The sequence below is a fragment of the Phyllobacterium sp. OV277 genome (genome assembly GCF_900104355.1).
Classification (GTDB): Bacteria; Pseudomonadota; Alphaproteobacteria; order Rhizobiales; family Rhizobiaceae; genus Phyllobacterium.
The window spans coordinates 1-25,737 of the sequence record NZ_FNIY01000020.1 but is presented as its reverse complement, the minus strand read 5'-3'; the positions used below and the strand labels follow the sequence as shown (position 1 = coordinate 25,737).

Sequence of the window (25,737 nt, the reverse complement as noted above, 5' to 3'; positions counted from 1 at the left end):
CTGCATCGTCCTCTACCTTTCAATAGGCAAAAGATCCACGCTCGCCCAAACGACGCCAATTACTCTTGACACTGATTCCCGGAAATGCGATTCTCAAGTTACCACACTGTGAGAAGGGCTTCCGCGACGGCAACGTTCGGGAGCTTTTTTCTTTTGCGGTGTCTAGTCTCCTGTTTCCTTCTGGAATTCTTCAAACAAAGTCAGCAGCTTGCGCTCAACGAAAGCGCCAAATTGCGAACCAATCCGCTTGTCGAATGCTATACTAAGTGCCGCATCGGTTTCCTTGATCTTCGCCGGAGATGTTCCATCTGGCGCAGTCCAGGCCGTTACCCGCGGTTTATCTTTGGTAATTTTCATCAGATCGAAGATGATTTGGAAGCGTGCATCGCTTTTCGCGGCAAGAAAATCCGCATCATCAATGTGTTTCAGCGCTCGTGCGCGCTTCGATTTATCTTCGAGCATGTCGGCGATCTCAGCCCAGCGCTGCCGCCCAAATGCGGGTGCTGGGCCAATCGCTTCAATCAATGGCGATGGGATGCGCTTAACAAGAGCAATCATGCGCGACAACGCCGCCTTATCCACGCCGAGCGATGACATGATCGTCTCACGGTTAAAACCCTTGGTCTCCAGCTTCGCTGCGAAATAGCAGCGCTCGACAAAAGACAGATCAGTGCGTGAGTTGTTTTCTTGGCCTTGCGAAACAATCAACTGCTCATCGGTAAGGTCACGTACAACTGCCTTGACCTTGCCACCGATCTCTTTAACGGCCGCCAGACGCCTATGCCCATAAGCAACCTGAAACCGCCCTTCCCTTTCAGGGTGCGGACGCACCAGAATGGGAACCTGTTGTCCATGTTCGCGGATCTGTACAACCAGGCCGGATTGATCTTCCGCATCAACACCAAGACGATCAACAACGAAAGAGGCGTCCACAAGTGAAGGATCCAGCTCAATAATAGCCTGCCCTTCCGCAAGACGTTTTTCAATTTCCTCAGCGCGCTGCGCCTTGGCAGAAATACCATCGAGCGACTGCGATATAGCCCCTACAGGGCTTGCAGGCCGCAAAGGACGATCGAGACCAAGCAGTGGTCGTCCCAACGTTGTCCTCACTGGTGTTGCAGATTCTGCTTCGTCGCTTTCCGGCGTCATTTCAAACAGGTTTTTACGCGCCATGGGTTATTTCCTTCCCCACGTTCTACGGAGCAATTCCTCAATTTCACCATTGACCAGCGTCAGGCTTTCCAAAGCCCGGTCATAGGTGCCGCGCGTAAACAGCGAACGGTCCACCTCATAAAGAGTTTGCTTGGTCAAACCGGCATCGGAAATCGCCGTGGATTTCAACATCTCACTCTCAAGAACACGATTACCAAAAATTGACCGCATAAAGCCGGCCATCTGATTTTGCGGGCCGTCATTGGGCTCGAAACGCGTAATTAAATAGCGCATCCAGTCATATTCAGTTTTGCCGCCTGCGTTTTCGACTACAGCAAGGAGATCGCTGGTCATGTGCAGGAACTGCGACATCGACATTACGTCAAGCATCTGTGGATGAACGGTGATCAAAATGGCCGTTGCCGCACAAAGTGCTGAAAGCGAAAGGAACCCCAACTGCGGCGGGCAATCCAGAATAACCACATCATAGGCGGATTCAATATCCGCAAGACATTCGCCGATACGCGAGAAAAACATCGTATCAGGACGCTTGTCAGCCAGAACCTTTGGTGTTTCGTGCTCAAACTCCATCAACTCAAGATTACCCGGAATGATGTGCAGGTTTGGCGTGTACGTTGCCCGAACGATTTCGGTGATATGCCGGCGTTCAGCACCATAGCGAATAGCGCCGTACAACGTCTCGTTCTGATCAACATCAAGTTCCGGCTGGTGGCCGAACATGGCCGAGAGCGAGGCCTGTGGATCAAGATCAATGGCAAGCACGCGATAACCGCGCAGTGCCAGATACTGGGCCAGATGCGCCGATGTCGTGGTCTTCGCGCTGCCACCCTTGAAGTTCATGATCGAAATGATTTGCAGCTTTTCGCCATCCCGACGATGCCGCACATATTTCGCAGCACTCTTGCCATTGGCGTCAAGCAAACGGCGCAACTCTTCCAGATCATTGACGGAATAAAGCCTGCGTCCGTTCGACTGTGGTGCCGGGCCATGACCATCGGCCACGATCTGGCGCAGATACCCTTCGTGAATACCGATAAAATCGGCGGCCTCTGCCGGCGTGAACATACGAATTGTTTTCTGCGCTGTCGGCGGGAAAATGCGCGATTGATGAGCTTGCAGCTGACGCGCCAAATCTTCAGCGTCAGATGCAATCAACGACCGCAACGTCGTTGCGGGCGCATCTGCCGGGTTCTGATCAAGCATCTCCAACCTCTCATCTGCGCATTTTCGTCCAAACTTTAAAAATATGCGCTGATTCCAATATGGAGAGATTCTCTTTTAGTGGCAAACTGTTTTAGGTTAACCAACAGTTAAGTGCAATTTTGCCAAATAAGGCTAATAACGGTTGTACGCGTACAACTTTGCTGCAGTCTGGTTTAGGCAACTTGGCCTCTCCGCCACCCAACCCCAATCATCCTGGTGAGCTTCACATACGTTGTACACGTACAACAACGATCTCCGATGATCACGTATGCACAAATCATATTCATCAAATCGAATCGCCCTCCAACGATAATATAGCGACTTCCATACCATTTCACCTCCGTTACGAAAGCAACGGAGGTGATACTGGCCCTATGTCCGAGGTGACGGAACTTTACGCGGCTCGCTTAGGCGGCTTTGTCCCAGACCGGAGCGAGACCGTTGGGGCTGACGATGCGACCATCGGTTCGAGCCAGAGCATGGACCGCCTTCATATCATCCGAACTAAGCACGAAATCAAAGATTGCAAGATTCTCGGCGGCTCGGGCCTCACCCACAGTCTTTGACAAAGCAATCACATTCTCCTGCTGTACCAGCCAGCGCAAAACAATCTGGGCAACGGCCTTGCCATTACGCACGGCTATCTCATTGAGAACCGCATCATCAAAAACCGCGCCGTCGGCCATGCCGTAATAGCCGGTAACTGACATACCTGCTTCTCGCGCTGCGTCAATCACCGGTTTCTGGTTTAGATAAGGATGGTACTCCACCTGATTGGTGACCAGCGGCGCATCGCTTAATGCAATGGCTTCGGCCATCAGTGCCGTGCTGAAGTTGCTCACGCCAATATGTCGTACCTTACCCGCCGCCTTGACTTCGTTCAACGCACCAATCTGCTCGGCAAGCGGCACCACAGTGTTCGGCCAATGCAATAGGAGCAGATCGACGTGATCTGTCTTCAGTTTCTTCAAGCTCTCATTGACCGAGGCGGCGAATGCATCCCGTCGATAATTCTCAACCCAGACCTTGGTCGTCAGGAAGACGTCACTACGCGCAACACCTGACTTGACGATGCCCTCGCCGACCTCAGCTTCATTGCCATAGATCTGGGCCGTATCGACGTGGCGGAAACCAAGTTTCAAAGCGTGCGGCACCATGCGCAACACATCCGCGCCCGGCATACGAAATGTACCAAAACCCAAAGCAGGAATAGAGCCTCCATTGGCTGTTACAAAATGCATAATATTCTCCTGTGTTATTCGGCCGCTGTCTGAAGGGCGGATGAGGATTGATTGAACTGTGGCAAGACCTCGCTCGCCAATTCATCGATAACTTCGTTCAAAGGGCGCTGCGATGGCCGCAGCAGCAATGCCAGATGGTCGACGCCAATGGCATTGAGGTTTTGCAAATGCTCAACGAATGCATTGCGGCCAAGCCGTGCGCCAAACCGGCGAGGCGTGGCGGGTTCATTGGCATTCTCCGCAAGATCCAGATGGAATGCGCTGATAAACGCACCGTCATAAATACTGTTTGCCGAGCGGGCGGCACGCCAATCACTCGCTTGAGCGGCAAGTCGTTCAACACCGTTCGGATAAACGAAGCGACCGTCCATTTGCTCTGCAATCCATTCCGGTGTCTGGCGTCCCTGTCCAGCAATGATCATTGGAATATTGCCACGCGGTGGCTTCGGCAGCAGATCAAATGCGGGCTCCAGTTGTCCACGTGCAACCGGCAAGCCGTTGGATTGCCAAGCTGCGCGCAAATAAGCGACTGCGTCACGAAAGGCGTCGCCGCGGCTTTCAAAGTCAAGCCCGAGCAGCGGATATTCGACTGGCCTGTCGCCGGAAGCAACGCCGAGGATCAAGCGCCCGCCGGAAAGTGCGTCAACAGAAGCTGCCGCCTTCGCAACCATCATTGGATGGCGCAGGGGCAGAACAACTGCCGCCGTTCCAAGTGCAACATTGTTGGTTATACCGGCGAGAAAACCCAGATTGACGAACGGATCATAGACTGATCCAGCATCGCCGAAATTATTCGGATCAAATACCGGGACATCGCGCATCCACACGGCTGCAAAGCCGGAGCGATCAACCTGCTGAACAAGTTCCGGGTACAAACGCAAATCAGGAACACCGAAGGGACGACCTTCGGCAGCTCGCCTTGCTTCACGTTCCGGTGCCCAGTCATTATCCAGGGGCAATTCTATGCCGAGTGTGATTGTGCCTGGCTTCCGGATAAGATCGAGGGACGAAAACTGCTTTAACATGGAGTGTTACTCCCGTTCTTGGATCGCGAGCGAACTGCTCTGTTGACGGAGGCGCCACCTGGACGCCCTGTTGATCGACATATGGCGCAAACCCATTGCTGTTATAATGCAGTAAAATAAACTAAGGTCTGTGAATTGAATTCATATAGTCAATCGAGGTGTTTCGCATGAACAACCGGGCAGGCGAGATGGAGGTCTTCGTGGAGGCCGTAGAACGCGGCAGTTTCACGGCTGCCGGTAAACGGCTCAACCTGTCACCTTCGGCAATCAGCAAGTTGATTACACGGATCGAAGAACGTCTCGGCACACGTTTGCTGGTTCGATCGACGCGGGCACTGCAATTGACGCCGGAAGGCGAGGCGTATCACCAGCGCGCGGTTCGTATCATCGCCGAAATCGACGAGACAGAACGGCTAATGACGTCAGGTGGCGCTGCAGTTCCGCGTGGCCTTCTTCGGGTGAACTCATCGGTTGGTTTCGGCACACGCTATATCGTTCCGCTCGTCCCGGCGTTCCTCGCACGCTATCCGGATGTGGAGCTTGATCTCTCACTGTCCGATGGCGTTATTGACATCATTGAAGAACGCGCCGACGTGGCCATCCGCACCGGTCCCATGCGGGATTCGGGGTTGAAGGCGCGCAAACTCGGCGAGAGTCGCCGTGTCGTTGTTGCTTCTCCTGACTATATTGCCCAGCATGGTGTACCGCAGACACCCGACGAACTGGCGCAGCATAACTGCCTGACATTCAATTTTCGCCGCAGCATGGATGAATGGGCTTTTCGCTATCCGGGTGAGGGACGTATTCGCCCAATAGCCGTAAAGGGTAATTTTAAAGCCAATAATGGTTCGAGCGTACGGCAACTGGCAATCGCCGGACTTGGGCTCGCACGCATTGGTCAATTCCACGTGCAAAGGGATATTGATGTAGGCGTGCTTGTTCCGGTTCTGGAGGATTATAATCCCGAGGATATCGAATTTATCCATGCAGTCTTTGCCGGACACGAACATATGGCTGCACGTATCCGTGCGTTCATTGACTTCCTAGTGGAAAGTAACCCAGCAGACATGACCGTATGAGACATATTATGATGTAAAATCAAATTGTTAATTGGTTAATACGATACTAACGCTTACCCGTCTACTCACCCGTGTGAGAGAATATTCACAACGTTTCCAAAGGGATCACGGACAAAGAAGCGGCGGACGCCCCATAGTTCGTCAGTGATATCGTAAGGGATTTCCAATCCAGCTACCTTTGCCCGTTGATAAACAGCATCAACATTATCCACCTCAATGGAAAGAGCGGGGAGGGGAGTGCCTGAGCCACCCTCGCTCGCCACACTTACCTCCGGTCTGCAAACAGCATCAGAAGCGAATGTCAGTATCCAGCCGTGATCCATGACGACCTTGAGATCAAGCAGGTCTTCATAAAACTTTCTGGCAAGCTCTGGATCGCTTGCCGCGAGATTTGGCACTATGCGTCGAACAGCCATTATTTCCTCCTGTAACCACTAGTCTCATTCTTAGCGCCTAAGGAAGGGTTGATCTATAGCCCCAGAAAGCGGAACCCCCTCAACCTCGGAGGAGGGGAGGGGGTTCGATGATTATTCGGCCGGGGCCGGAGTTGGTTGCGCATCGGGCAGGGACGACTTTTTCTTACCCGGGTCTTTCCAGGCGATAAGCCGGTAGAACATTGGAATGAAGAAAGTTGCAATAAATGTTGCAGCAAGCATACCACCGATAACACCAGTGCCGATGGCGTGACGGCTTGCCGAACCTGCGCCGGAGCTGATTGCAAGAGGTACAACACCAAGGATGAACGCAAGCGAAGTCATCACAATCGGCCGGAAACGCAGCCGCGCCGCCTCAATGGCAGCCTCCGCAGCCGAATAGCCTTCCTGACGTTTCAGCACCGCAAACTCGACGATCAAAATCGCGTTCTTCGCCGCAAGGCCTATCAGTGTCACCATACCGATCTGGAAGTACACGTCATTGGTCAGCCCGCGCAGCATCGTTGCAGCAAGAGCACCGAAGAGCGCAAAAGGCACCGCCATAATGACCGCGAGCGGCAAGCTCCACTTTTCGTACTGTGCAGCAAGGATCAGGAACACCATGATGATGCCGAAAATCATTGCCTGCGAACCGGTGCCGCTTGTCGCCAATTCCTGGAAGGATGACCCGGTCCACGCGATCTGGAAGCCCTCAGGCAGCGTTTCCTTGGCGACTTGCTGCATAGCCTTGATCGCATCGCCTGAAGTATAGCCCGGCGCCGGATTACCCGTCACCTTGGCGGCACTGAAGGCATTGAACCGCTCAAGCTGATCCGGGCCAACTATGCGCTTCACCGTTACGAGGGCACTGAGCGGAATCATGCTACCGGAATCGGCACGCACAAACACCTGCCGGAGATCATCGGGCGTGCGGCGGAAATCCGCTTCCGACTGCAGATTGACCTGATAGTTGCGGCCATAGAGTGTGAAGTCATTCACATAAAGGCTGCCGAAAGACGCCTGCATCGCATCGAAGACAGAATTGATGGGAACATTGAGAGCCTTGGCCTTGTCGCGATCGAGGTCCAGCTGATACTGCGGCACATTCGCGTCGAATGTTGTTCTCACACTGGTAAGCTCAGGCCGCTTGGACGCTGCTTCCACGATTTTGTTAGTGGCATCTGTCAGCTTGGCCACATCACTGCCCGCGCGGTTCTGCACGTATAATTCAAAGCCGCCTGTCGTGCTTAGGCCCTGAATAGGTGGTGGATTGAACGCAAGGATCATGGCGTCCTTGATCCCGGCATTCATGCCCATGATGGGACCGGCCATATTGCGGGAATCGAGTTCCGGTGTCTTGCGCTGGCTCCAGTCCTTGAGGGTAAGGAAGGTTGTACCAGCATTGGACTTCTGGCCACCGGAGAGAAGATCAAAGCCAGCAATGGCAAAGACGTTCTCGGCGGCAGGATGCTTGGCCAAATTCTGCGATGATTGTTCCATCGCAGCTTTGGTTCGCGTCAGCGAAGCCGCGGGCGGAAGCACCGCAACGCTCAAGAGCACACCCTGATCTTCATCAGGCACCAGCGAACCCGGTATTTTGTAAAACATGTAGGCTGTGCCGCCGATCAGGAAGGCAAACAGTGTCAGGCCAATGGCGACCCGCTTGATCAGAAACCGCACGCCAGAAGTATAGCCTGATGCTATGCGTTCAAAAGCCCGGTTAAAGATGCGGAAGGGGAGGGCCGGTTCGTGATGGCCGGGCTTCAGGATCAGGCCGCAGAGTGCGGGTGTCAGCGACAGCGCGACAATGCCGGAGATTGTCACCGACATGGCAATCGTGACAGCAAACTGCTTGTACATTGCGCCCGCTAGTCCGCCCATGAAGGAGACAGGTACGAACACGGCGCAAAGAACCAGCACGATGGCGACCACAGGACCGGTCACTTCGCTCATCGCCTTGATCGCTGCCTCGCGCGGCGGCAGTTTTTCCGTCGACATGATACGTTCGACGTTCTCCAGAACCACAATCGCGTCATCGACCACGATACCGATCGCCAGCACGAGACCGAAGAGCGTCAGGAGGTTGATCGAAAAGCCCAGGACATACATGCCTGCAAATGTGCCGATGATAGAGATCGGCACGGCAATAACGGGGATAAGTGTTGCTCGCCAGTTTTGCAGGAAGATGAAGACGACGAGAACAACGAGGATAATCGCCTCGATGAATGTCGTAACAACCTCATCAATCGACGCCTGAATGAATTTGGTCGTGTTATAGGGGATCGAATAATCCATGCCCGTGGGGAAGGCGGCTTTCAGCTCATCCATACGGGAGCGCACAGCATCCATCGTGTTGAGCGCATTGGCGCCCGGCTGCAGGTAGACCGCGATTGGTATGGCAGGCGTGCCGTTGAGCTTGCTGTCCACCGCATAGCTTTGCGCGCCCAGCTCTACCCGGGCAACGTCACCCAGCCGCAAGGTCGCTGCATTGGGAGAGGATCGCAGGATAATGTTCTCGAAAGCCTTGGCATCAGGCAGGCGGCCCATCGTTGTAGCGGAATAGGTGAACGCATTCGACTGTGGATCGGGCTGGTCACCGAATTTGCCGGCGGCAAACTGGGAATTCTGCTCACGAACGGCCGTGGCCACATCCGTCGGGGTCAAATTATATTGCGCCAGCTTGTCCGGGCGCAGCCAGATACGCATAGAGTAATTTGGATTGCCCAGAACCTGCGCATCACCAACGCCCGGAATACGTTTCAGATCATCAACCACGTTAAGCAGGGCATAGTTGCCGATATAGGTGCGGTCGAACTGACCGCCCTCGGAATACATAGCCACGAGGCCAAGAATCGACGTGGAGCGCTTGGCAACGGTCACGCCCTGTCGGGTCACATCTTGCGGCAGGGTCGATGTGGCGCGCTGCACGCGATTGTTGACGTTGATTGTCGCCTGATCAGCATTGGTGCCGAGCGCGAATGTCACCGTCAGCTGCATCTGGCCACTGGCCGAGTTGGTTGACTGCATATACAGCATGTTTTCAACACCGTTGATCTGCTGTTCAAGCGGCGATGCAACGGTCTGCGCGATTGTTTCGGCACTGGCGCCCGGATAGTTGGCGCTGACCACCACCTGCGGCGGCGTCAATTCAGGATATTGGGCGATCGGAAGGACCCGGATCGCGACAATACCCGCCAGAACGATGATAATCGAAATGACGGCCGCGAAGACCGGCCGATCAATGAAGAAACGGTTCATTGGGTCACCAGCGCCTGTTTGACAGTATCGGTCGCCGCAACGGCCTGTCCCGGCCTGACCTTGATGACGCCTTCTGTGACCACACGATCACCGGCATTAAGACCGGATAAGACAATCCAGCCTTTGGCGACTTGCTGACCAAGGTTGAGGGGGCGAACTTCCGCCTTGCCCTCATTGTTCACCACATAGACAAACTGACCTTTAGGCCCCTGCATCAGCGCAGCTTCAGGAATGACAATGGTGTCATTGACAGTCACACCAGTGACAGTCGCGCGGACAAACTGCCCGGGCAGGAGGCGCCGATCCGGATTGTCGATAATGGCCCGCACGCCCAGCGTACCCGTTTCCAGATCAAGGCTACTGGAGGTAAAGTCGATTGTACCGAAATGATTATAGACAGTTCCGTCGCCAAAGGAGAGTTTGACCGAAAGCTTGTTGGCTTCCAGCCCCTTGGCCTTGCGTTCGTCAAGCAGACGGCGGATTTCGGCGGCTTCCGTATCCGTGAAGGAGAAGTTGATATAAACAGGATCGGTCTGGGTAATGGAGGTCAGCAAGCTTGAAGAGGCATCCGTGCCAATAAGACTGCCTTCCGAAACCTGCTCGCGGCTCGTCACGCCATTGATGGGCGCGGTGACCTTCGTGTATTGCAGGTTGAGTTCAGCTGTTCTCACCTGCGCTTTAGCCGCCGCAACCGCAGCAGCATTGAGATCTCGTGTAGACATTGCCGTATCGCGTGCTGCTGTACTCTGGACTTTCTGATCCACCAGCGTCTGGGCACGATCCGCATCACGAACGGATTGTGCATATTGTGCCTGCGCCTGTTGCAACTGAGCCTGCACACGGGCGAGTTCTGCTTCGTATGGAGCAGGATCGATCTCGAAAAGCAGCTCCCCTGCCTTGACTTCCGAGCCTTCCACGAAATTGCGCTTCATAAGTATGCCGCCGACACGGGCGCGCACCTGCACATCGCGATAGGCTGTGATGCGCGCAGCATATTGGTAGGAAAGGTCCACTTCCTCCGGATGAACGGCAACTGCCGTTACCTGCGGCGGGGGAGGGGCCTTGCCACCAGCCTGCTGAGCATTAGCCGGCAAACTGAATGCCAGTGTCATGCTTGTAACAAGAAAAAGGGGAAGGAAACGGGTGCCGAGCAAAGTCATTGGGAGGATTCGCTTGTCCGAGGAATATCTGGGTGCATGTACAAACATACATCCGTGATTGTAAATATAAGAAAGCGTGATATTGTGTCCGAAAACAGACCGGACGCGATCACGTTTGGGTTATCGAACCGGCGGTACGACAAGGCCGCGGGATCATAACTGACGGACGATGTTCCGGCTTCCCCAGGAGGGATCACCCGAGCGAAGGAGGCGTTATGCGCAGGACCAAAGCCGAGGCCGGAGAAACGCGTGAATCCATTCTGGATTCTGCGGAGGCGGTCTTTTTGGAACATGGTGTCAATCAATCGACACTCAATCAGATTGCCGCGCACGCGGGTGTCACGCGTGGCGCTATTTATTTCCACTTCAAGGACAAGATCGAACTCTATCAGGAAGTGGTCGAGCGGGTACGGCTCCCGCAGGATGACCTGCTGACCAAGGCATTTCATTGCGAGGTCGGCAACCCTCTCGATATTGCCCTGGATGCCGGTATTTTCTGCCTTGAGAATTTTGCGGGAGATCAGCGCAAGCAGCGTGTTTTCACCATTATCACCCAACGCTGTGAATATGTGGGCGAGATGGCGCAGGTTCTGGAACGGCTTCGCACGCTTAACGAAGAGGTGCATCAGATGCTCTTGCGTTTGACAACGCTTGCCAAGAAACGCGGGATGCTTTCAAGCGAATGGCGGCCCGAAATTGCAGCACGCTCACTACAAAGTGCGATGAGTGGACTGCTGTCCGAATGGATGCGGCTTAATAAATCTTTTGATCTGGTCGCAGCTGGAACAATGACGCTGACAGCCATCGTCGACTCGTTTCGCAAGAAGGACATTCTGGCTCAGGCGCCTGCCGCAAAGGCGAAAAAGCTAATGGCCGTATCGTAGATATTCGCCGATGGTCTTATGCCGCTTCCCCAGATAAATCGGCCTCAAGCCTAGTATCCGTGGTTCATACGGGTTAAACAACAGCTCCCTTCCTGCGCTGGCGGCCTGCATCGGCAATCCCTATCGCTCATCAGGGCGAACATGAGAGGATTGAACCATGGCTATCAAGTTTACTGCCAAGGACCCTGCAACAAGCGAGCGTCCGGCACCGGCAAAGGCACCCAAGCCCGAGAAGATTGAACAGGACGCGGCAGGCTCAGATGCCGAGGCAGGCGATAGTGATCTGTTCAATGCAACATCCAAGACGCCTGCACGCAAACGCAAGGGCAAATAAAACGCATGGATGCAGGCGAGATTTATGATTGCCAGACCTGCGGCGCCTGTTGCTGCTATTCATCGCAGTGGCCGAGATTCTCCATCGAGGACGACGAGCAGCTTGCGCTTATTCCTGCCAAATATGTCGCTAGCGACGAGAGCGGCATGCGCTGCGTGGGTGTTCGCTGCTCCGCATTAACGGGCGAGATCGGCAAGACCACAGCTTGCGGAATTTACGATGTACGCCCTGACGTGTGCCGTTCCTGCATGCCCGGCGATCCGGAATGCCTCATGGCGCGCAAAGCGCACAATCTCCCGCTCTGACCCAAGAACAAGCACGACAATTTTCATCCGGGCTCCCAATTAGGCGGCCGAAAAGCCGTTAAAATTTACTCCATTATTCCAATCAATAAGAGTTGATTTTGATGTGTTCGCATCGGTCAAAAACTTGCCTCTATTGCGTCCGTATTTCTGGCGGCCATTCAAATCGAATGACCTGCATTCAACGCTTTAAAACTATCCGGAGATTCATCATGCATAGAAGCAATGTCGATCGTGAACCGGAATATGTAACAGAACGGACTGAAGGACCAAAGAATCTGGGGCGGATCTATCTGCTAAGCTTGGCGCTCTGTGCAGCGTTGGTTGCCACGACAGCGGTAGGTTATGAGTCCAACTGGCCGGATACCATGATGGTAACCGCCTCCACGACGCAGGCAGGAATCAACCAGCGGGTTGATGACAAATCCCTGCTGACTTTCTGCAACAACACTGAACGTTCTCCAGAGACGGCTCAAAAGACGTCCCTCTGGAAGAAGTTTGATATCTGATATCCAGCCCTAAAAGGCTGTGGCCTGACCAGATCAGGCAGTCCATTGCGGAATGTCGTCGCGCTCCCCAATGAGCGCCAATCCATGCGCGATTGAAAGCAGCTCGCCGCCGCTCTCGATTTTGTCCTGTGGAAAGCGTTCGGTGAATATGCGCCGAACCGCCGGGACGAAGGATGTGCCGCCGGTCAGGAAGACCTTGTCGATATCACCCACCGCCGTGTGGGTCTTCTCAAGAACATCGTCAAGCGCGCCTTCGATACGCGTCAGATCGGTCGCAATCCACTCTTCAAAGTCGCTGCGCTTGATCATCTTTCGGCCACCACGTCCCAATGGTTCAAAGTTGAACTCTGCCTCATCAGCTGTGGACAGCGCCATCTTGGTTGCCGAAACGGCCTGATAGAGCGGATAGCCTTCGTCATGATCGACGAGATCAACGAAAACCTCGAGCTTCTCCGGCTCAAGGCTGGAGCGAACCAGCTTCTTCAGCTCAGAAAACTCCCGTGTTGTCTTGAAAATGGAAAGCTGGTTCCAGCGGCTGAAATTGGCATAGTAGGAGGAGGGCACTTCGAGTGTCTTGTCGAAGCTCTTGAAATAGCTTCCCTTGCCGATTTGCGGTGCAACGATGCTGTCAATCATCCGCGAGTCGAAATGATCCCCGGCAATACCGACACCGGAATGACCGATTGGTGTTGCACTGAGTTTACCGGCCTTTTTCTCGAAGCGGATGAGCGAATAGTCGGTCGTCCCGCCGCCGAAATCCGCCACGAGAACGGTCGCATCAGCCTTGAGATTTTGGGCGAAATAGAACGCTGCGGCCACTGGTTCGTAGACATAGTGGATTTCAGGAAAGCCGAAACGGGTCAGCGCCTCGTTATAGCGCGCGGTTGCCAGCGCAGGATCGGGATTGGCACCGGCAAAATGCACTGGCCTGCCGGTGACAATACGTTTGACATCCCCTGGCCATTCATCGCCGGCATAGGTCTTTAACCGCCGCACGAAAATTTCCATCAGATCTTCAAATGTATGGCGCTTGGCAAAAATCAAAGTGCCTTGAAAGAGCGCACTTGCGGCAAATGTCTTGATGGACTGCAAAAAACGGCTTTCGCCGGGATTATCGATGAACTGGCGGATTGCGGCATGTCCCGCTTCAACCTTCAATGCCGCTGCACCGGCAACAGGGTCTTTCATGAAAGACAGCGCCGTGCGCATGCTGTCGGCCGTGCCGGTCGCATTGGTGAATGACAATGAGCGTGTCGTTGTTCCATCCGCCAATGCCAAAACCGTGTTGGTCGTGCCAAAGTCGAAACCCAGCGCCTGAGCCATTGCCGCGCTCCTTTATGCCATGAATGTCAGAAATCGGGACAAGGCCCGTCGAATGGACACCGCGCGCCCAAATCAAGGACGCGCGTCATGACATAGCGGCGGTGGAGACGCAAGAGCACCCGCGTCTTTTACTTTAAGAACTAGTCCGGCATGTCGCCATTGGCGAATGGCGCATTGTCCCGGTTATGCGAGAGAATTTCCCGCTTTCCCACATGGTTGGACGGTCCGACCAGCCCTTCCTTTTCCATGCGTTCCACCAGCGATGCAGCTCTGTTATAGCCGATCTGCAAGCGGCGCTGGATATAGGAGGTGGAGCATTTCTTGTCGCGCATGACCACTTTGACCGCCTGGTCATAAAGTTCATTGCCGTCTTCAGCCGCAACAGAGCCCTTATCGAAGACGGCTCCTCCGGTCTCCGCTTCAGGTTCTTCCTCTTCACTCTCATCGGCTGTGACCGTGTCGAGATAATCAGGGCGACCCTGTGCCTTCAGGTGCGCCACGACACGTTCAACTTCCTCATCAGACACAAACGGTCCGTGTACACGGGAAATCCGTCCGCCACCGGCCATGTGCAACATATCGCCCTGACCAAGCAATTGTTCCGCGCCCTGTTCACCGAGAATAGTGCGACTGTCGATCTTCGATGTCACCTGAAACGAGATGCGGGTCGGAAAATTCGCCTTGATTGTACCGGTGATAACATCGACCGACGGGCGCTGTGTTGCCATGATCAGATGGATACCGGCAGCGCGGGCCATCTGGGCCAAGCGCTGAATGGCGCCTTCAATGTCCTTGCCCGCCACCATCATCAAATCGGCCATTTCGTCGACAATCACAACGATATAAGGCATCGGTGTCAGATCGAGGGCTTCCTGTTCATGAATGGCCTCGCCAGTTCCCTTGTCAAAACCTGTTTGAACAGTGCACATCACCGTCTCGCCTTTTTCCTTGGCCTGTGCAGCACGGGCGTTAAAGCCGTCAATGTTGCGCACTCCAAGTTTTGACATCTTCCGGTAGCGGTCTTCCATCTCCCGAACTGCCCATTTCAAAGCCATAACCGCCTTTTTGGGGTCTGTTACGACAGGGGTCAGCAGGTGCGGAATGCCGTCATAAATCGACAGTTCCAACATTTTCGGATCGACCATGATCAAACGGCATTCTTCCGGTGTCAGCCGGTAGAGCAGCGAGAGGATCATCGTGTTGATGGCGACAGACTTGCCCGAACCGGTTGTACCGGCCACCAGCAGGTGAGGCATTTTTGCAAGCTCGGCAATGACAGGTTCACCGCCAATGGTCTTACCAAGGCAAAGCGCCAGCTTGAGTTTGGTACTCGTGAAATCTGCTGATGCGATCATCTCGCGGAAATATACCGTCTCGCGGATCGCGTTCGGCAATTCGATGCCAATGACATTGCGTCCCGGCACCACCGCAACACGAGCCGACAGGGCGGACATGGAACGGGCGATATCATCAGCAAGACCAATGACACGTGAAGACTTGATGCCGGGTGCGGGCTCGAATTCATAAAGTGTGACCACGGGGCCGGGGCGCACATGAATAATCTCGCCGCGTATGCCGAAATCCTCCAGTACACTCTCCAGAAGTCCGGCATTCTGTTCCAGCGCTTCCTGCGTAATGACCACTTCCGTACGCTCCGCCGGTTCCTGCAACAGGGATAGCGGCGGGCGCTCATAGGTTTCGCCATAGGACTGGACCGGTAGCGGTGTGAGACGTGCGGGAACGATAACGGGCTGCTCCTGACGAACCATTACCTGAAGGCGTGACGGCTTCTCTTCGACCGCTACTGCAAGCTGTGGAGCTGGCGCAGTTTCCACAACAGCCGCAACCACGGGTTCCGGTGCTACGATGATCGGTTTTACAATCACCGCTTTTTCAACGACGCGTTCTGGCTGATGCAAGGGCACAGCAGGCGCAACAACCTTCGGCGCGACCGGAACAAGGGGAGCGACAGGCAATGGCATGGGCGTTGCAGGCACCGCCGTTGCAGCGACCTGTTGATGCGGCTGCCGCAGTTCAACCACGCGGAACAAAGCTGTGATGGCATCTGGCGCAATTTTGCGCACGGCCTGCGATGCAGACGCAGCGGGGATCGGGGCAACACCGCCGGAAAATTCCATCGATTCCCAGAATGCAAAATCCGAAAGATAGTCAAGTGGTCCGGATTTGTGCGGCACAGACTGCGCGCCAGCCACCTGCAGGCTGGGCCGGCTCTCGCGAACAACCGGGGCATGGGTCACCACGGGCGTGGCGTAGCTTGCAGGAAATGCCGGGCCGCGAAGCAGGCTAGCCTCAATTGGGGCAGGGGCCTTTTCGTGAGCGACATTTGTGGTGGCGATCTTCTTTTCGGGCGAGACATTCACAGAGGCACGCGCTGGCTCCATTGGCGTTTTTGACACGGCGACGGATTTGTCAGGTTTGACGGCAGGTACAGGCGCTGCGTTTTCCGTTCCGCTGCGATGCTTGTTCAAAACAGCATCCGGTGTGCGCGTGAACCGTACATTGGCAGAAAGCGAGAACATGCGCTTGGAAATAGGTGCAGACGGGTCCGTATCGGGTTCAAGGGTAACGGCCGCCCGCACTGGCGCGCGCGTTACTGCACTTGGCGTGGCCAAGGCAGGCGCTTCAACGGAGCGTCTTGTGGATACCGGCTCGTAAGGTGACGGCGCCGCAGCGCGTGCGTTGGGAGCAGCTTGGCGTTGAACCGGTGCCGGTGCTGGCTCCGGCACGTAAGGTTTTGCGGCCATAGGTGCCGGTATAGACGCAGGCGATTCGTTCACATCGCCATACTCGTCTACGTAATCATCTGACTTCATTGAGAAATTTGTTCTTGGAATACGCATGATACCTGCAAGCGAAGCGATTGGATGTTGCTCGTAAACTTGCCTTATCGAATAGAAAATGAAGGTTAATAAGTTGCTACTGATGGCTGCAAACACACTGTCTGTTGCCACATCTTGACAGGGGGTTTCTTCAACTTGCTCGACACAAGCTGATTGTTGGCCCCATCACTTCAACACGCCTGCACAATTTCTGCACGAAACTGCTGAAATTCTCCTCCACCGCAACACAGGCCGTCCTTTGTTCGCAAGCACAAAGCCCGCATGCAAACGCCCTCAGAACCCACTCATCACATCAAACACTCTTTGCCTTCACGGCTTCTTGCCGATGGCTGGTGGCTTGTTGATCCGCCAACGCCACTCCCTGGCGCCACAATCCTCCCGTTCAGAGCTTCATCCAATCCGCCTGTTAACCGCAGCGACGCCAAGGGTCACAAAACATGATCACGTCCAAAACACTCCAACCGAGCTTTCCAACGCGAATAGGACTTGCTCTTTTCCTGACCGCCGCTGCTGATTTTCTGCTTTATGACCAATATGTCGGAGTGTCGCTGCTGATTCTGGCCGTGCTGCTGGCAATTGCAATCGTTGTAGCCAATCCTGCCCCAGCCAAGGGCTGGGTGCAGGCAATCAGATTTACGCTCCTGATCGCCGGGCTTGCTCCGCTCGTTGAAGACGTCACCGGGCTCTCTATTTCCATCGCCATTATCTCGCTTGGTCTTTTTGCACTGGCCACGGCAAAACGTTTGCGTACAGGCGTGGCTGCTATCGCCCGGCAGATGGCAATGTTTCTGCTTGTTGCACCTATCAGGTTCATCAGGGATTTCATTCGCTGGCGAACCGTCATCAGACGTGTTGGCAAGCGTGCAATCCGCTTTGCCAGTATTGCCGTATGGTTGATGCCACTCATTCTGGCGGGGGTTTTCATCACTTTGTTCGGCGTTGCCAATCCGGTGATCGAGCATTGGCTATCTCTCATTGATTTCTGGACAATCTTTGACCTCATCGGCATATGGCGCAGCCTGTTCTGGCTGCTATTCATTGCCGGAAGCTGGGCATTCCTGCGGCCACGGCTACAGATCCGGCGCACGCGAAATACGCGCAAATCACTGGTCAATCCCTTGGCGTCCGTACCATCGATGAAGATGGATGGCACCAACATCGAAGACATTGTCTTTGGCAAGGGAGCAATTCTGCGCGCGCTCCTGCTCTTCAACGCATTGTTTGCAATCCAGACAGCGCTCGATGCCACCTATCTTTGGGGCGGCGCTGCTTTGCCCGATGGTGTGACCTATGCCAGCTATGCCCATAGCGGTGCTTATCCGCTGATTGCAACGGCATTGCTTGCAGCCGGATTTGTCCTTGTGGCGATGCGGCCGGGCAGTGCGACATCGGCGGACCGCAGCATCCGTGCTCTGGTCTATCTGTGGACAGCCCAGAATGTCGTGCTTGTCATCTCATCCATCCTGCGTCTTGATCTTTATGTCAGTATCTACTCGCTGACCTATTGGCGTATGGCCGCATTCATCTGGATGCTTCTGGTGGCCGCCGGGCTTGTGTTGATCATGGTTCGCATTGCACTTGGAAAATCGAATGAATGGCTGTTTGCCGCCAATCTTCTGACGCTTTCTGCAACACTTTATGTGTGCTGCTTTATCAATTTCGCGGCTTTAATTGCCGAATATAACGTAAAACACAGCCGTGCGATGAATGGAGGAGAGTTCAATGTCGATATCAACTACCTTACATTGCTCGGTCCTGATGCTATTCCGGCTATGGATAGCATGATGGTGGCAATGCCTCCCGCAGACGTGCAAACGGCCCGTGTACTGGAAGAGGAACGGCAAGGGCTCGTCAGACAACAACGCCGGTATTTCGAGAACTGGCGTGCCTGGACCTTTCGCGGATGGCGTCTTTCCCGCTATCTAGAGGCGAATCCCACGTCACCCTCACGACCGGATTTCGTGCCGGGTGAACACTGAAAGACGAACCTATGGCTCAACGCATTCTTGTGGCAGATGACGACCCGCATATTCGCGAAGTGATCTGCTTTGCGTTGGAAAAAGCCGGTATGATAGCGGATGTCGCGGCAGATGGTATTGCCGCGCTGCGCATGGCCCAGCAAAAGGCACCTGATCTTCTGGTGCTGGATATTGGCATGCCAGAGATGGACGGGCTCGACGTCTGCCGTGAACTACGCAAGACGTCGACTGTCCCAATCCTGTTTCTCTCGGCCCGTGATGAAGAGATTGATCGCATTCTCGGGCTGGAGATGGGCGGCGATGACTATGTGACAAAGCCATTCAGCCCGCGTGAACTGGTTGCGCGGGTCAATGTCATCCTGCGGCGAGCCCGTCCAGTTGCGGCCGAAATCGGCCCGGACCCAAAACCCTTGATCCATGGTCTTCTGACACTTGATCCCGCTCGGCATTCCGTAAACTTTTCCGGGCATGACCTCGATTTGACCTCGATCGAATTCGCCATGATCAAAAGTTTGCTGAATAAACCGGCGCATGTTTTAAGCCGCGACCAGATCATGGGTGCCAGTCATGCGGTCAATATTCATGTGTCCGATCGAACGGTAGACAGCCATATCCGCAACATTCGTGCCAAATTTGCCGCTGTGGGCTGCACAGACGCCATTGAAACGGTTCATGGGGTTGGCTTCCGGCTTGGCCGGTGCGGCCCATGAGCGAGAAATGGCGACCGCGACTAGGACTGGTGGTACTCGTCATTCTGATGACGGTCATGGTTCTGCCCTTTGTCGGCCTGTTTTTCTTTCGCCTCTATGAAAACCAGCTCATCCGGCAAACGGAGGCTGAGCTTATCGCGCAAGGAGCCGCTATCGCTGCAATCTATGCGCGTGAAGTACGCGACGCCGATATTCCCCGTGAAAAGCTTGGCGAAATGCCTGTTCCTGCGGCTGGCAGCAGCGTGGACGAACGCTACCACCCCATCGAGCCACGCCTCGACCTTGCTATTGACCCTGTACTGCCACGCCGACCGGACTCTGTTCCAGCTACAGTTGATCCCGCCTTCGTTGCAATCGGCGCGCGCCTTACCGGAATTCTGACCGATACCCAGACAATCACACTTGCCGGTTTCCGGCTGCTTGATCCTTCCGGGGTCGTCATTGCCGGAAGCGGCGAAGCCGGCAAGTCGCTCGCGGATATCGAGGAGGTTCGCACTGCACTGTCCGGCACCTATGCCAGTGCATTGCGCACGCGCGTTCTGGATTCGCCGGTTCCGCCAATCTACTCGGTCAGCCGGGGTACGCGCGTGCGCGTCTTTGCGGCAATCCCCGTCATTCTTGGGGATCGCGTTGCCGGCGTTGTCTACGCGTCCAGAACACCCAATAACATTGTCAAACACCTCTACAGCGAACGCGGCAAGGTGATACTGGCCGCTCTTACCATATTCGGTGTCACGCTGATCATCGCCTTTGTCTTTATCCGCACCATCAGCCGGCCGATCTACGAGTTGATCGACCGGACAGCGCGAATTTCCGCCGGTGACAGGAGTGCCGTTGGCCCGCTGCATCGTCATGGGACGCGTGAAATGGCCGAGCTTTCAAATGCGTTCCTTGATATGGCCCACAAGCTACAGGCCCGGTCAGACACAATACGAACTTTTGCCACCCATGTTTCGCATGAACTCAAATCGCCTCTGACTGCAATTCAAGGTGCAGCTGAATTGCTCCGCGATGCCGGAGACGAGATGGGACAGGAAAAGCGGGTCCGGTTTTACAGCAATATCATTGCCGATACGGACAGGTTAAACCGGCTGGTCCGCCGATTGATCGAACTCGCCCGCGCCGAGAGCATGCATTCAACCGGCGAAACGACGTCTCTTGGCGAAGTGGTTGAAATGCTTGTTCCGGACAAGCGAATGTCAGTTCAGATTGGTGCTGGCCCAGACATCCGCTTTCGCATGTCTGCCGAGAACGCGGCTATCATCCTTTCCAATCTGGCCGATAATTCCGCGCGCCATGGCGCCACGCGCTTCACGCTTAATGCAGGGGCTGGGCCTGAAATTGTAACCCTTACGGCAAGTGACGATGGCAGCGGGATTTCACCCGGCAACAAGGGCCGTATCTTCGAACCTTTCTTTACCACGCGGCGCGAAAGCGGTGGCACCGGTCTCGGACTTGGTATTGCCGCGGCATTGGTCAGGGGGCATGACGGCACGATCGAGCTGCAGGACACCCCCGAGGGGGCCCGTTTTGCAATCAGGCTCCCCGCAGCATAGTCGATCTGCCGGAAAGGCTCTAGGCGGCCTCTTCAGCAATCAGTTTTCCAAGCCGGGAAATGCCCGTTTCAATTGCTTCCTTATTGGGCAGGGAGAAATTGAGCCGGATGGTGTTCTTACCCGTACCATCGGCAAAGAATGCAAAGCCGGGAACAAACGCCACCCGTACTTTCTGCAACGCCTGTGCGAGGAGGGCTGCACCGTCCATACCCTCAGGCAAGGTGACCCAGACGAACATACCGCCCTCAGGCTTTGTCCATGTCACACCTTCAGGCATGAAGCGGGCGAGGGCATCCAGCATATAATCCCGGCGCTTGCGGTAACTGTCGCGAACCTTCTCCACCTGTTTGTCGAATGACCGCTCAGCCACATGATGGATCGCCATCTGATTGATGGTCGGGCTGTGAAGATCAGCCGCCTGTTTGATCAGGACCAATTTGGCAACCACCGGCTTTGCGGCACAAATCCAGCCCACACGCAAACCGGGTGTGAGTGTCTTGGAGAAACTGCCGGAATAGATGACACGCGTACTCTCGATATTTCCTTCCCGCTCGCAGTCGAGGGCAAGCATTGAGGGGACAGGTTCGCCATCAAAGCGCAATGCCTGATAGGCGGCATCTTCAATCAGCGGTATGTCGAGTTCGTGTGCCAGTTCAATCAATCGGATGCGGCCATCGCGGCTGATCGTTTCGCCAGTCGGGTTGCAGAAATCAGCTGTGAGATAGGCGAGCCTGACATTACCGCCAGCAGCTTTGGCACCGTCGCGATAGGCAGCGGGCGTCATGTTCCCCAGTTCTGGGTTGAGACGGTCATAGCGGGGTTCGTAAGCGTTAAACGCCTGCAACGCGCCGAGATAGGTGGGCCATGTCGTCAGCACCGTATCGCCGGGCGATATGAACAGCTTGCCAAGATAATCGAGAGCCTGCTGTGAGCCTGTCGTGATGACGATATTGTCGATGCTGCAGGGCACACCGATTGACGCCATGTGCTGAACCAGCCATTCGCGCAGCGGGCGATAGCCTTCACTCACCGAGTATTGCAAAGCAACGTCCGCATTCTTGCTGATGATCGCGTCGTAGGCTTCCTTGATCGCTTCCTTGGGGAAGAGGGCAGGGTCCGGAATACCGCCAGCAAAGGATATGATATCAGGCTGATCAAGCAGTTTCAGCAGTTCACGTATCTCAGACGCACGCATGTTTTTTGTACGCGTAGCATAGAGAGCATCCCAATCGCCCATGTCTTCCTCCCGGCTGTTGTTAAGCCATAGCAACGCAAAACACCCGATATGTCAACAATACTGACATATCGGGTGTTGCTATTTTCAGATGGGTTGATTTCGCCGTCAGATGAACAAACGGAAAATTACATGGGTGGAACCACGCCTTTGGTGCCCACTACAACACGGCTTGTGGAAATGGCACCATCAGCCGCTTTTTCGCCGGGTACAAACACGACAGCGCCGGGGGTCAGATCCGCCGTTGTTGCGGGGGCGAAGGTAACGATTGGCGTGCCATCGGCAATGGAGATTTTCTTATCCTTGCCCTGATATTTGACCGTTACTGTACGCCCGTCAACTGATTTGACCGCGTCTGCCACCGTGGCGTTTGTCATCGAGCTGTTCGGTTTCAGATCCCACGAATAGCTTCCTTCGCCTGTGCCTTTCATGGCCGCCGGGAAGATTAGAACTTCGAGCGCACCATCGCCGCCATCGGCTTTGGGAAGCGATGCAATACCGACGAAGTCGCCGGGCTTGATATCATCAACCGATGCCTTGACGACGCCCGCCACCTGCCAGCCTGATTTAAGCGCGACCTTCGTTGTCGCACCTTCTCTGGTCTTCACGGTCAGTGTCGTCGCATCGATACTGCTGACCGTTCCGCGCACTCTCACACGTTGATCAGCCGATGTTTGCGCCTGCGCCGGCAGTGTTGCCATCGCGGCACCAAGCGCGAATAGCATCGCCACGGATATCCGATCCAAACCATACTTGAAGTGCATGCTCTTGCTCCTTTGTTTATCCGACGGCCGATGAGATGAATGAGCGAGACACGACATAGCCCTGCGTGCCAACCTCAGTGCTGGAACGCTTTATCGGGTAGAGAATAGTGGTTGAAACTCCATCGTGTCGTCAAAACGTCCGCTGGCTGTCGGGCTCTATCACTACCGGATGGGCCAGAGAGGCACCAATCAAGTTCAAGTGAGACGAGAGTGACCTGGCGTCATTCCGCCGGAGCCTTGGCTACGCCCTTCGTATGGCCACTAATGTCTGATCCTGCTGAGCGCGAAAAGCGCAGATTCCAGATCGTCGCCGTCAATGAGATCGCTGTCACAACGAGAAAAGCCGCGGAGAAATCACCAAGTTCGGGCGTTGCGTGGCTTCTGACCAGCATCGACCCGGATAGTGCCAATGCTCCAACGCAGATGCCAAGCGACAGCATGAGCTGCTGGAATGTCGTGTAGAAACTGGTCGCCGAGCTCATGCGTTCGCGTCCGATCTCATCATAGGCGACGGTGTTGTAGGCTGTGAACTGGAACGACATGAAAAATCCGCAGCACATCAAAATGCCGAAGATCAGCGGGAGCGGCCAATCCGGACGGAACGCGGCGCAAAGCGCATAGCCAAATGTTGCAACCAGACCATTGACGATAAGGCTCGCGCGAAAACCAAAATTCCTGAGAATTTTCGGTGCAACAGCCTTCATGATCATTGAGCCGAGTGCCGTGGCAACGATGATACCGCCCGCCCGCGCGGCGGATAGGCCAAAACCCAATTGCAGCATGAGAGGCAGCAGGAAAGGCTGCGCGCCCTGTGTGATACGCGTCAGCGAACCCGCGATAACCGATGTGCTGAAACTGCTGACACGCATGAGCGAGAAGTCGAGGATGGGAGAGGGGTGGCGCTTGGCATGTGCCAGATAACCGGCACCAAAGACGACGCCAATCACAACCAGCAGTGCGGCCACTTTGCCTTCACCCGGACGGCTTGCCATTTCGAAGCCGAAAAGAAGAGAGCCGAGCGAAATGCCTGAAAGGATAAGACCAAGGAAATCGAAAGGACCGGTGGCTTCGCCTTTCACATTTTCGATGAACCGTGTGACGAGGATAAAACCAAGGCATCCGATCGGCACGTTGATATAAAAGATCCAGCGCCAGTCGAAATAAGTCACGATCAGCCCGCCAACGGGCGGTCCCAGAATTGGACCGACGAGTGCAGGGACGAGCAACCACGACATGGCCGAGACAAGATCCTTACGCGCAACGCTGCGCATAAGCACGAGACGGCCAACCGGCATCATCATCGCACCGCCGAGCCCCTGAATAATTCGGGCAAGAACGAGAAAGCGCAAATCCGGCGCCTGCGCGCAAAGGATTGAGCCAAAGACAAAAACCAGTATGGCGACGCTGAAAACTGTCCGCGATCCAAACCGGTCCGCGATCTTGCCACTCGCCGGAATAAAGATCGCGAGGCTGAGCAGATAAGATGTGAGGGCGAGACTCATCGCTGGTGGCTGAACGCCGAAGTCGCGGGCCATGGTCGGCAATGCCGTTGCCAGCACCGTCGCATCGAGCTGTTCCATGAACATGGCACTGGCAACAATAAGCGCGATGGTGCGGAAGTTCGGACCTGTCTTCTGGATTTCAGGCGCTTGGGTCGTAATCGGCAGAGCCTGCGGGCTCTGGCAAGTTTGGTCCGACATGGTCGGGGTCGCTCTCAATAGCGCGTACATATCAGAAAGAGAATGTCGCGGATTTGCAAACGGCGGTCAGCCGTGGGGAAACGACCACCGATATAAACCTGAGATTATACGATATCCATATACAATCTCGTGATTCATTGTACCTGATACAAAATAATTGCCGCGAAAGCGGATATTACCCTTTGCCAATCCGCTTGGTCATATTGAACCCGGTCAGGCGAAATCCGGTGGATTCATAAACATGTTTGGCCCGTTCGTTATCGGCGGCCACGCGCAGACGCAGGTGTTGAATACCCATCGCATCCAATACGTCCTGAAGCGCGCTCAGGGTGGCCTTGCCATAACCTTTGTTCTGAAAATGGGGAAAGACATAAATATCATTGATGAAGGCCGAGCTTGATACGGGGTCCGCGCGAAACCAGAGATAACCGACAACCTGTTCATCGCTGCCTTGAACATCAAGGATACAGACTAGCGTCTGGCCTTCTGTTTCCGGGCCATTTGGCAAATCTTCTGCAATCTCGCGCTTGGCTTGAGCAATTGCCTCATCGCTTGAAAGATCATAATTCGACGAAATCTCAGCCGCATAGTCAGGGATAAAATAGCCCAGATAGTAAGCTTCAAACTCAGTTTTAAGCATGGGTCTGAATCTGATCATGATTGCCATCACCTATATGTCGCGGCCTTTGGTTGTCTGTCGCTGTGTTATCGCCAAACAAAGGGAATATCCAGTGCGACGCATCGCTGTCATAGCGGAGAGAGTATGCATCTTCCTGAAAACAAAGCGGGTTTAGCATCTGTTGCAGTTGAAAATAGAATGTGCCCCAAAGCGACACAATGTGGCAGCCAAGTTGAAATGTCGCGTTGTATGCAAAGTAGAAATGTCATCCCGAGAGATGCCGAGGTGCGTCGCCGGGCAGGGCGGAGACTTCACCATCGCAGCCCGGACCGGTGACAGTGAATAGAGCCGTGGCAGCTTGCTCCTGTAGTCTGCCTTCTCTTCGTTTCTCAATCCAACTGTCGCGCCGC

Annotated in this window: 21 protein-coding genes; 8 read left to right on the top strand and 13 right to left on the bottom strand. The window is 54.8% G+C overall.

Annotated features, from left to right (window positions below; translation table 11 throughout):
* Positions 1–162: 162 nt before the first annotated feature.
* The 4 genes from repB to BLU05_RS25675 form a co-directional block, all read right to left on the bottom strand.
* Positions 163–1,173 (bottom strand): plasmid partitioning protein RepB, encoded by a 1,011-nt coding sequence (gene repB, locus BLU05_RS25690; protein WP_091886867.1) that lies wholly within the window; start codon positions 1,171–1,173, stop codon positions 163–165.
* A gap of 3 nt (positions 1,174–1,176) precedes the next feature.
* Positions 1,177–2,376: a plasmid partitioning protein RepA gene (gene repA / locus BLU05_RS25685; RefSeq protein ID WP_091886865.1), complete on the bottom strand. Its 1,200-nt coding sequence runs from the start codon at positions 2,374–2,376 to the stop codon at positions 1,177–1,179.
* Between the two features lie 407 nt (positions 2,377–2,783).
* Positions 2,784–3,617: an aldo/keto reductase gene (locus BLU05_RS25680; RefSeq protein WP_091886862.1), complete on the bottom strand. Its 834-nt coding sequence runs from the start codon at positions 3,615–3,617 to the stop codon at positions 2,784–2,786.
* Between the two features lie 14 nt (positions 3,618–3,631).
* Complete coding sequence (locus tag BLU05_RS25675) at positions 3,632–4,642, bottom strand: LLM class oxidoreductase (protein ID WP_091886859.1); 1,011 nt, start codon at positions 4,640–4,642, stop codon at positions 3,632–3,634.
* 167 nt (positions 4,643–4,809) lie between these two features.
* Between BLU05_RS25675 and BLU05_RS25670 the strand changes: the two genes are divergently transcribed.
* A complete protein-coding gene (locus BLU05_RS25670) occupies positions 4,810–5,721 on the top strand; it encodes a LysR family transcriptional regulator (RefSeq protein WP_091886856.1) in 912 nt (303 codons plus the stop codon).
* A gap of 65 nt (positions 5,722–5,786) precedes the next feature.
* Here BLU05_RS25670 and BLU05_RS25665 read toward each other — a convergent pair whose 3' ends face one another.
* From BLU05_RS25665 to BLU05_RS25655, 3 genes are all read right to left on the bottom strand, one after another.
* On the bottom strand, positions 5,787–6,137 hold the full coding sequence (locus BLU05_RS25665; protein ID WP_091886853.1) for a VOC family protein: 351 nt from the start codon (positions 6,135–6,137) through the stop codon (positions 5,787–5,789).
* Between the two features lie 111 nt (positions 6,138–6,248).
* Positions 6,249–9,392: an efflux RND transporter permease subunit gene (locus BLU05_RS25660; protein ID WP_091886850.1), complete on the bottom strand. Its 3,144-nt coding sequence runs from the start codon at positions 9,390–9,392 to the stop codon at positions 6,249–6,251.
* Entirely contained in the window at positions 9,389–10,504 is a 1,116-nt protein-coding gene (locus BLU05_RS25655) for an efflux RND transporter periplasmic adaptor subunit (protein WP_244518567.1), read from the bottom strand. Before BLU05_RS25655 ends, BLU05_RS25660 begins: the two co-directional genes overlap by 4 nt.
* Positions 10,505–10,767: 263 nt before the next feature.
* On the opposite strand from BLU05_RS25655, the gene BLU05_RS25650 reads away from it, so the two are divergent.
* The 4 genes from BLU05_RS25650 (at position 10,768) to BLU05_RS25640 (ending at position 12,581) form a co-directional block, all read left to right on the top strand.
* Positions 10,768–11,436 (top strand): TetR family transcriptional regulator, encoded by a 669-nt coding sequence (locus BLU05_RS25650; RefSeq protein WP_091886844.1) that lies wholly within the window; start codon positions 10,768–10,770, stop codon positions 11,434–11,436.
* A gap of 157 nt (positions 11,437–11,593) precedes the next feature.
* Positions 11,594–11,770 carry a hypothetical protein gene (locus BLU05_RS26360; protein ID WP_175540759.1) on the top strand — a complete coding sequence of 59 codons (177 nt, stop codon included), beginning with the start codon at positions 11,594–11,596 and terminating at the stop codon, positions 11,768–11,770.
* Positions 11,771–11,775: 5 nt separating this feature from the next.
* Positions 11,776–12,075 (top strand): YkgJ family cysteine cluster protein, encoded by a 300-nt coding sequence (locus BLU05_RS25645; RefSeq protein WP_091886841.1) that lies wholly within the window; start codon positions 11,776–11,778, stop codon positions 12,073–12,075.
* A 209-nt stretch (positions 12,076–12,284) separates the two neighbouring features.
* Complete coding sequence (locus BLU05_RS25640; RefSeq protein ID WP_091886838.1) at positions 12,285–12,581, top strand: hypothetical protein; 297 nt, start codon at positions 12,285–12,287, stop codon at positions 12,579–12,581.
* 33 nt (positions 12,582–12,614) lie between these two features.
* Here the strand turns inward: BLU05_RS25640 and BLU05_RS25635 are convergent, their stop codons facing one another.
* A complete protein-coding gene (locus BLU05_RS25635) occupies positions 12,615–13,904 on the bottom strand; it encodes an Hsp70 family protein (protein ID WP_091886835.1) in 1,290 nt (429 codons plus the stop codon).
* A gap of 140 nt (positions 13,905–14,044) precedes the next feature.
* Positions 14,045–16,738 carry a DNA translocase FtsK gene (locus BLU05_RS25630; protein WP_244518566.1) on the bottom strand — a complete coding sequence of 898 codons (2,694 nt, stop codon included), beginning with the start codon at positions 16,736–16,738 and terminating at the stop codon, positions 14,045–14,047.
* A gap of 464 nt (positions 16,739–17,202) precedes the next feature.
* Between BLU05_RS25630 and BLU05_RS25625 the strand changes: the two genes are divergently transcribed.
* From BLU05_RS25625 to BLU05_RS25615, 3 genes are read left to right on the top strand one after another with little or no spacing between them, the layout of a single operon-like run.
* On the top strand, positions 17,203–18,744 hold the full coding sequence (locus BLU05_RS25625; RefSeq protein ID WP_091886829.1) for a DUF4153 domain-containing protein: 1,542 nt from the start codon (positions 17,203–17,205) through the stop codon (positions 18,742–18,744).
* Between the two features lie 11 nt (positions 18,745–18,755).
* On the top strand, positions 18,756–19,454 hold the full coding sequence (locus tag BLU05_RS25620) for a response regulator transcription factor (protein WP_091886827.1): 699 nt from the start codon (positions 18,756–18,758) through the stop codon (positions 19,452–19,454).
* Positions 19,451–21,010, top strand: a complete 1,560-nt coding sequence (locus tag BLU05_RS25615; protein WP_244518565.1) for a sensor histidine kinase — start codon at positions 19,451–19,453, stop codon at positions 21,008–21,010. The genes BLU05_RS25620 and BLU05_RS25615 overlap by 4 nt, the downstream gene beginning before the upstream one ends.
* Positions 21,011–21,029: 19 nt before the next feature.
* Here the strand turns inward: BLU05_RS25615 and BLU05_RS25610 are convergent, their stop codons facing one another.
* The 4 genes from BLU05_RS25610 to BLU05_RS25595 form a co-directional block, all read right to left on the bottom strand.
* Positions 21,030–22,247: an aminotransferase-like domain-containing protein gene (locus BLU05_RS25610; RefSeq protein WP_091886821.1), complete on the bottom strand. Its 1,218-nt coding sequence runs from the start codon at positions 22,245–22,247 to the stop codon at positions 21,030–21,032.
* 125 nt (positions 22,248–22,372) lie between these two features.
* Entirely contained in the window at positions 22,373–22,945 is a 573-nt protein-coding gene (locus BLU05_RS25605; protein WP_244518568.1) for a hypothetical protein, read from the bottom strand.
* Positions 22,946–23,229: 284 nt separating this feature from the next.
* Positions 23,230–24,708 carry a DHA2 family efflux MFS transporter permease subunit gene (locus BLU05_RS25600; protein WP_091886818.1) on the bottom strand — a complete coding sequence of 493 codons (1,479 nt, stop codon included), beginning with the start codon at positions 24,706–24,708 and terminating at the stop codon, positions 23,230–23,232.
* A gap of 175 nt (positions 24,709–24,883) precedes the next feature.
* Positions 24,884–25,366, bottom strand: a complete 483-nt coding sequence (locus tag BLU05_RS25595) for a GNAT family N-acetyltransferase (protein ID WP_091886870.1) — start codon at positions 25,364–25,366, stop codon at positions 24,884–24,886.
* Between the last annotated feature and the right edge of the window lie 371 nt (positions 25,367–25,737).

Coding starts and splice junctions, on each gene's coding strand:
- repB (WP_091886867.1), bottom strand. CDS start 1,173: ATGGCGCGTAAAAACCTGTTTGAAATGACGCCGGAAAGCGACGAAGCA.
- repA (WP_091886865.1), bottom strand. CDS start 2,376: ATGCTTGATCAGAACCCGGCAGATGCGCCCGCAACGACGTTGCGGTCG.
- BLU05_RS25680 (WP_091886862.1), bottom strand. CDS start 3,617: ATGCATTTTGTAACAGCCAATGGAGGCTCTATTCCTGCTTTGGGTTTT.
- BLU05_RS25675 (WP_091886859.1), bottom strand. CDS start 4,642: ATGTTAAAGCAGTTTTCGTCCCTCGATCTTATCCGGAAGCCAGGCACA.
- BLU05_RS25670 (WP_091886856.1), top strand. CDS start 4,810: ATGAACAACCGGGCAGGCGAGATGGAGGTCTTCGTGGAGGCCGTAGAA.
- BLU05_RS25665 (WP_091886853.1), bottom strand. CDS start 6,137: ATGGCTGTTCGACGCATAGTGCCAAATCTCGCGGCAAGCGATCCAGAG.
- BLU05_RS25660 (WP_091886850.1), bottom strand. CDS start 9,392: ATGAACCGTTTCTTCATTGATCGGCCGGTCTTCGCGGCCGTCATTTCG.
- BLU05_RS25655 (WP_244518567.1), bottom strand. CDS start 10,504: ATGACACTGGCATTCAGTTTGCCGGCTAATGCTCAGCAGGCTGGTGGC.
- BLU05_RS25650 (WP_091886844.1), top strand. CDS start 10,768: ATGCGCAGGACCAAAGCCGAGGCCGGAGAAACGCGTGAATCCATTCTG.
- BLU05_RS26360 (WP_175540759.1), top strand. CDS start 11,594: ATGGCTATCAAGTTTACTGCCAAGGACCCTGCAACAAGCGAGCGTCCG.
- BLU05_RS25645 (WP_091886841.1), top strand. CDS start 11,776: ATGGATGCAGGCGAGATTTATGATTGCCAGACCTGCGGCGCCTGTTGC.
- BLU05_RS25640 (WP_091886838.1), top strand. CDS start 12,285: ATGCATAGAAGCAATGTCGATCGTGAACCGGAATATGTAACAGAACGG.
- BLU05_RS25635 (WP_091886835.1), bottom strand. CDS start 13,904: ATGGCTCAGGCGCTGGGTTTCGACTTTGGCACGACCAACACGGTTTTG.
- BLU05_RS25630 (WP_244518566.1), bottom strand. CDS start 16,738: ATGAAGTCAGATGATTACGTAGACGAGTATGGCGATGTGAACGAATCG.
- BLU05_RS25625 (WP_091886829.1), top strand. CDS start 17,203: ATGATCACGTCCAAAACACTCCAACCGAGCTTTCCAACGCGAATAGGA.
- BLU05_RS25620 (WP_091886827.1), top strand. CDS start 18,756: ATGGCTCAACGCATTCTTGTGGCAGATGACGACCCGCATATTCGCGAA.
- BLU05_RS25615 (WP_244518565.1), top strand. CDS start 19,451: ATGAGCGAGAAATGGCGACCGCGACTAGGACTGGTGGTACTCGTCATT.
- BLU05_RS25610 (WP_091886821.1), bottom strand. CDS start 22,247: ATGGGCGATTGGGATGCTCTCTATGCTACGCGTACAAAAAACATGCGT.
- BLU05_RS25605 (WP_244518568.1), bottom strand. CDS start 22,945: ATGGCAACACTGCCGGCGCAGGCGCAAACATCGGCTGATCAACGTGTG.
- BLU05_RS25600 (WP_091886818.1), bottom strand. CDS start 24,708: ATGTCGGACCAAACTTGCCAGAGCCCGCAGGCTCTGCCGATTACGACC.
- BLU05_RS25595 (WP_091886870.1), bottom strand. CDS start 25,366: ATGATCAGATTCAGACCCATGCTTAAAACTGAGTTTGAAGCTTACTAT.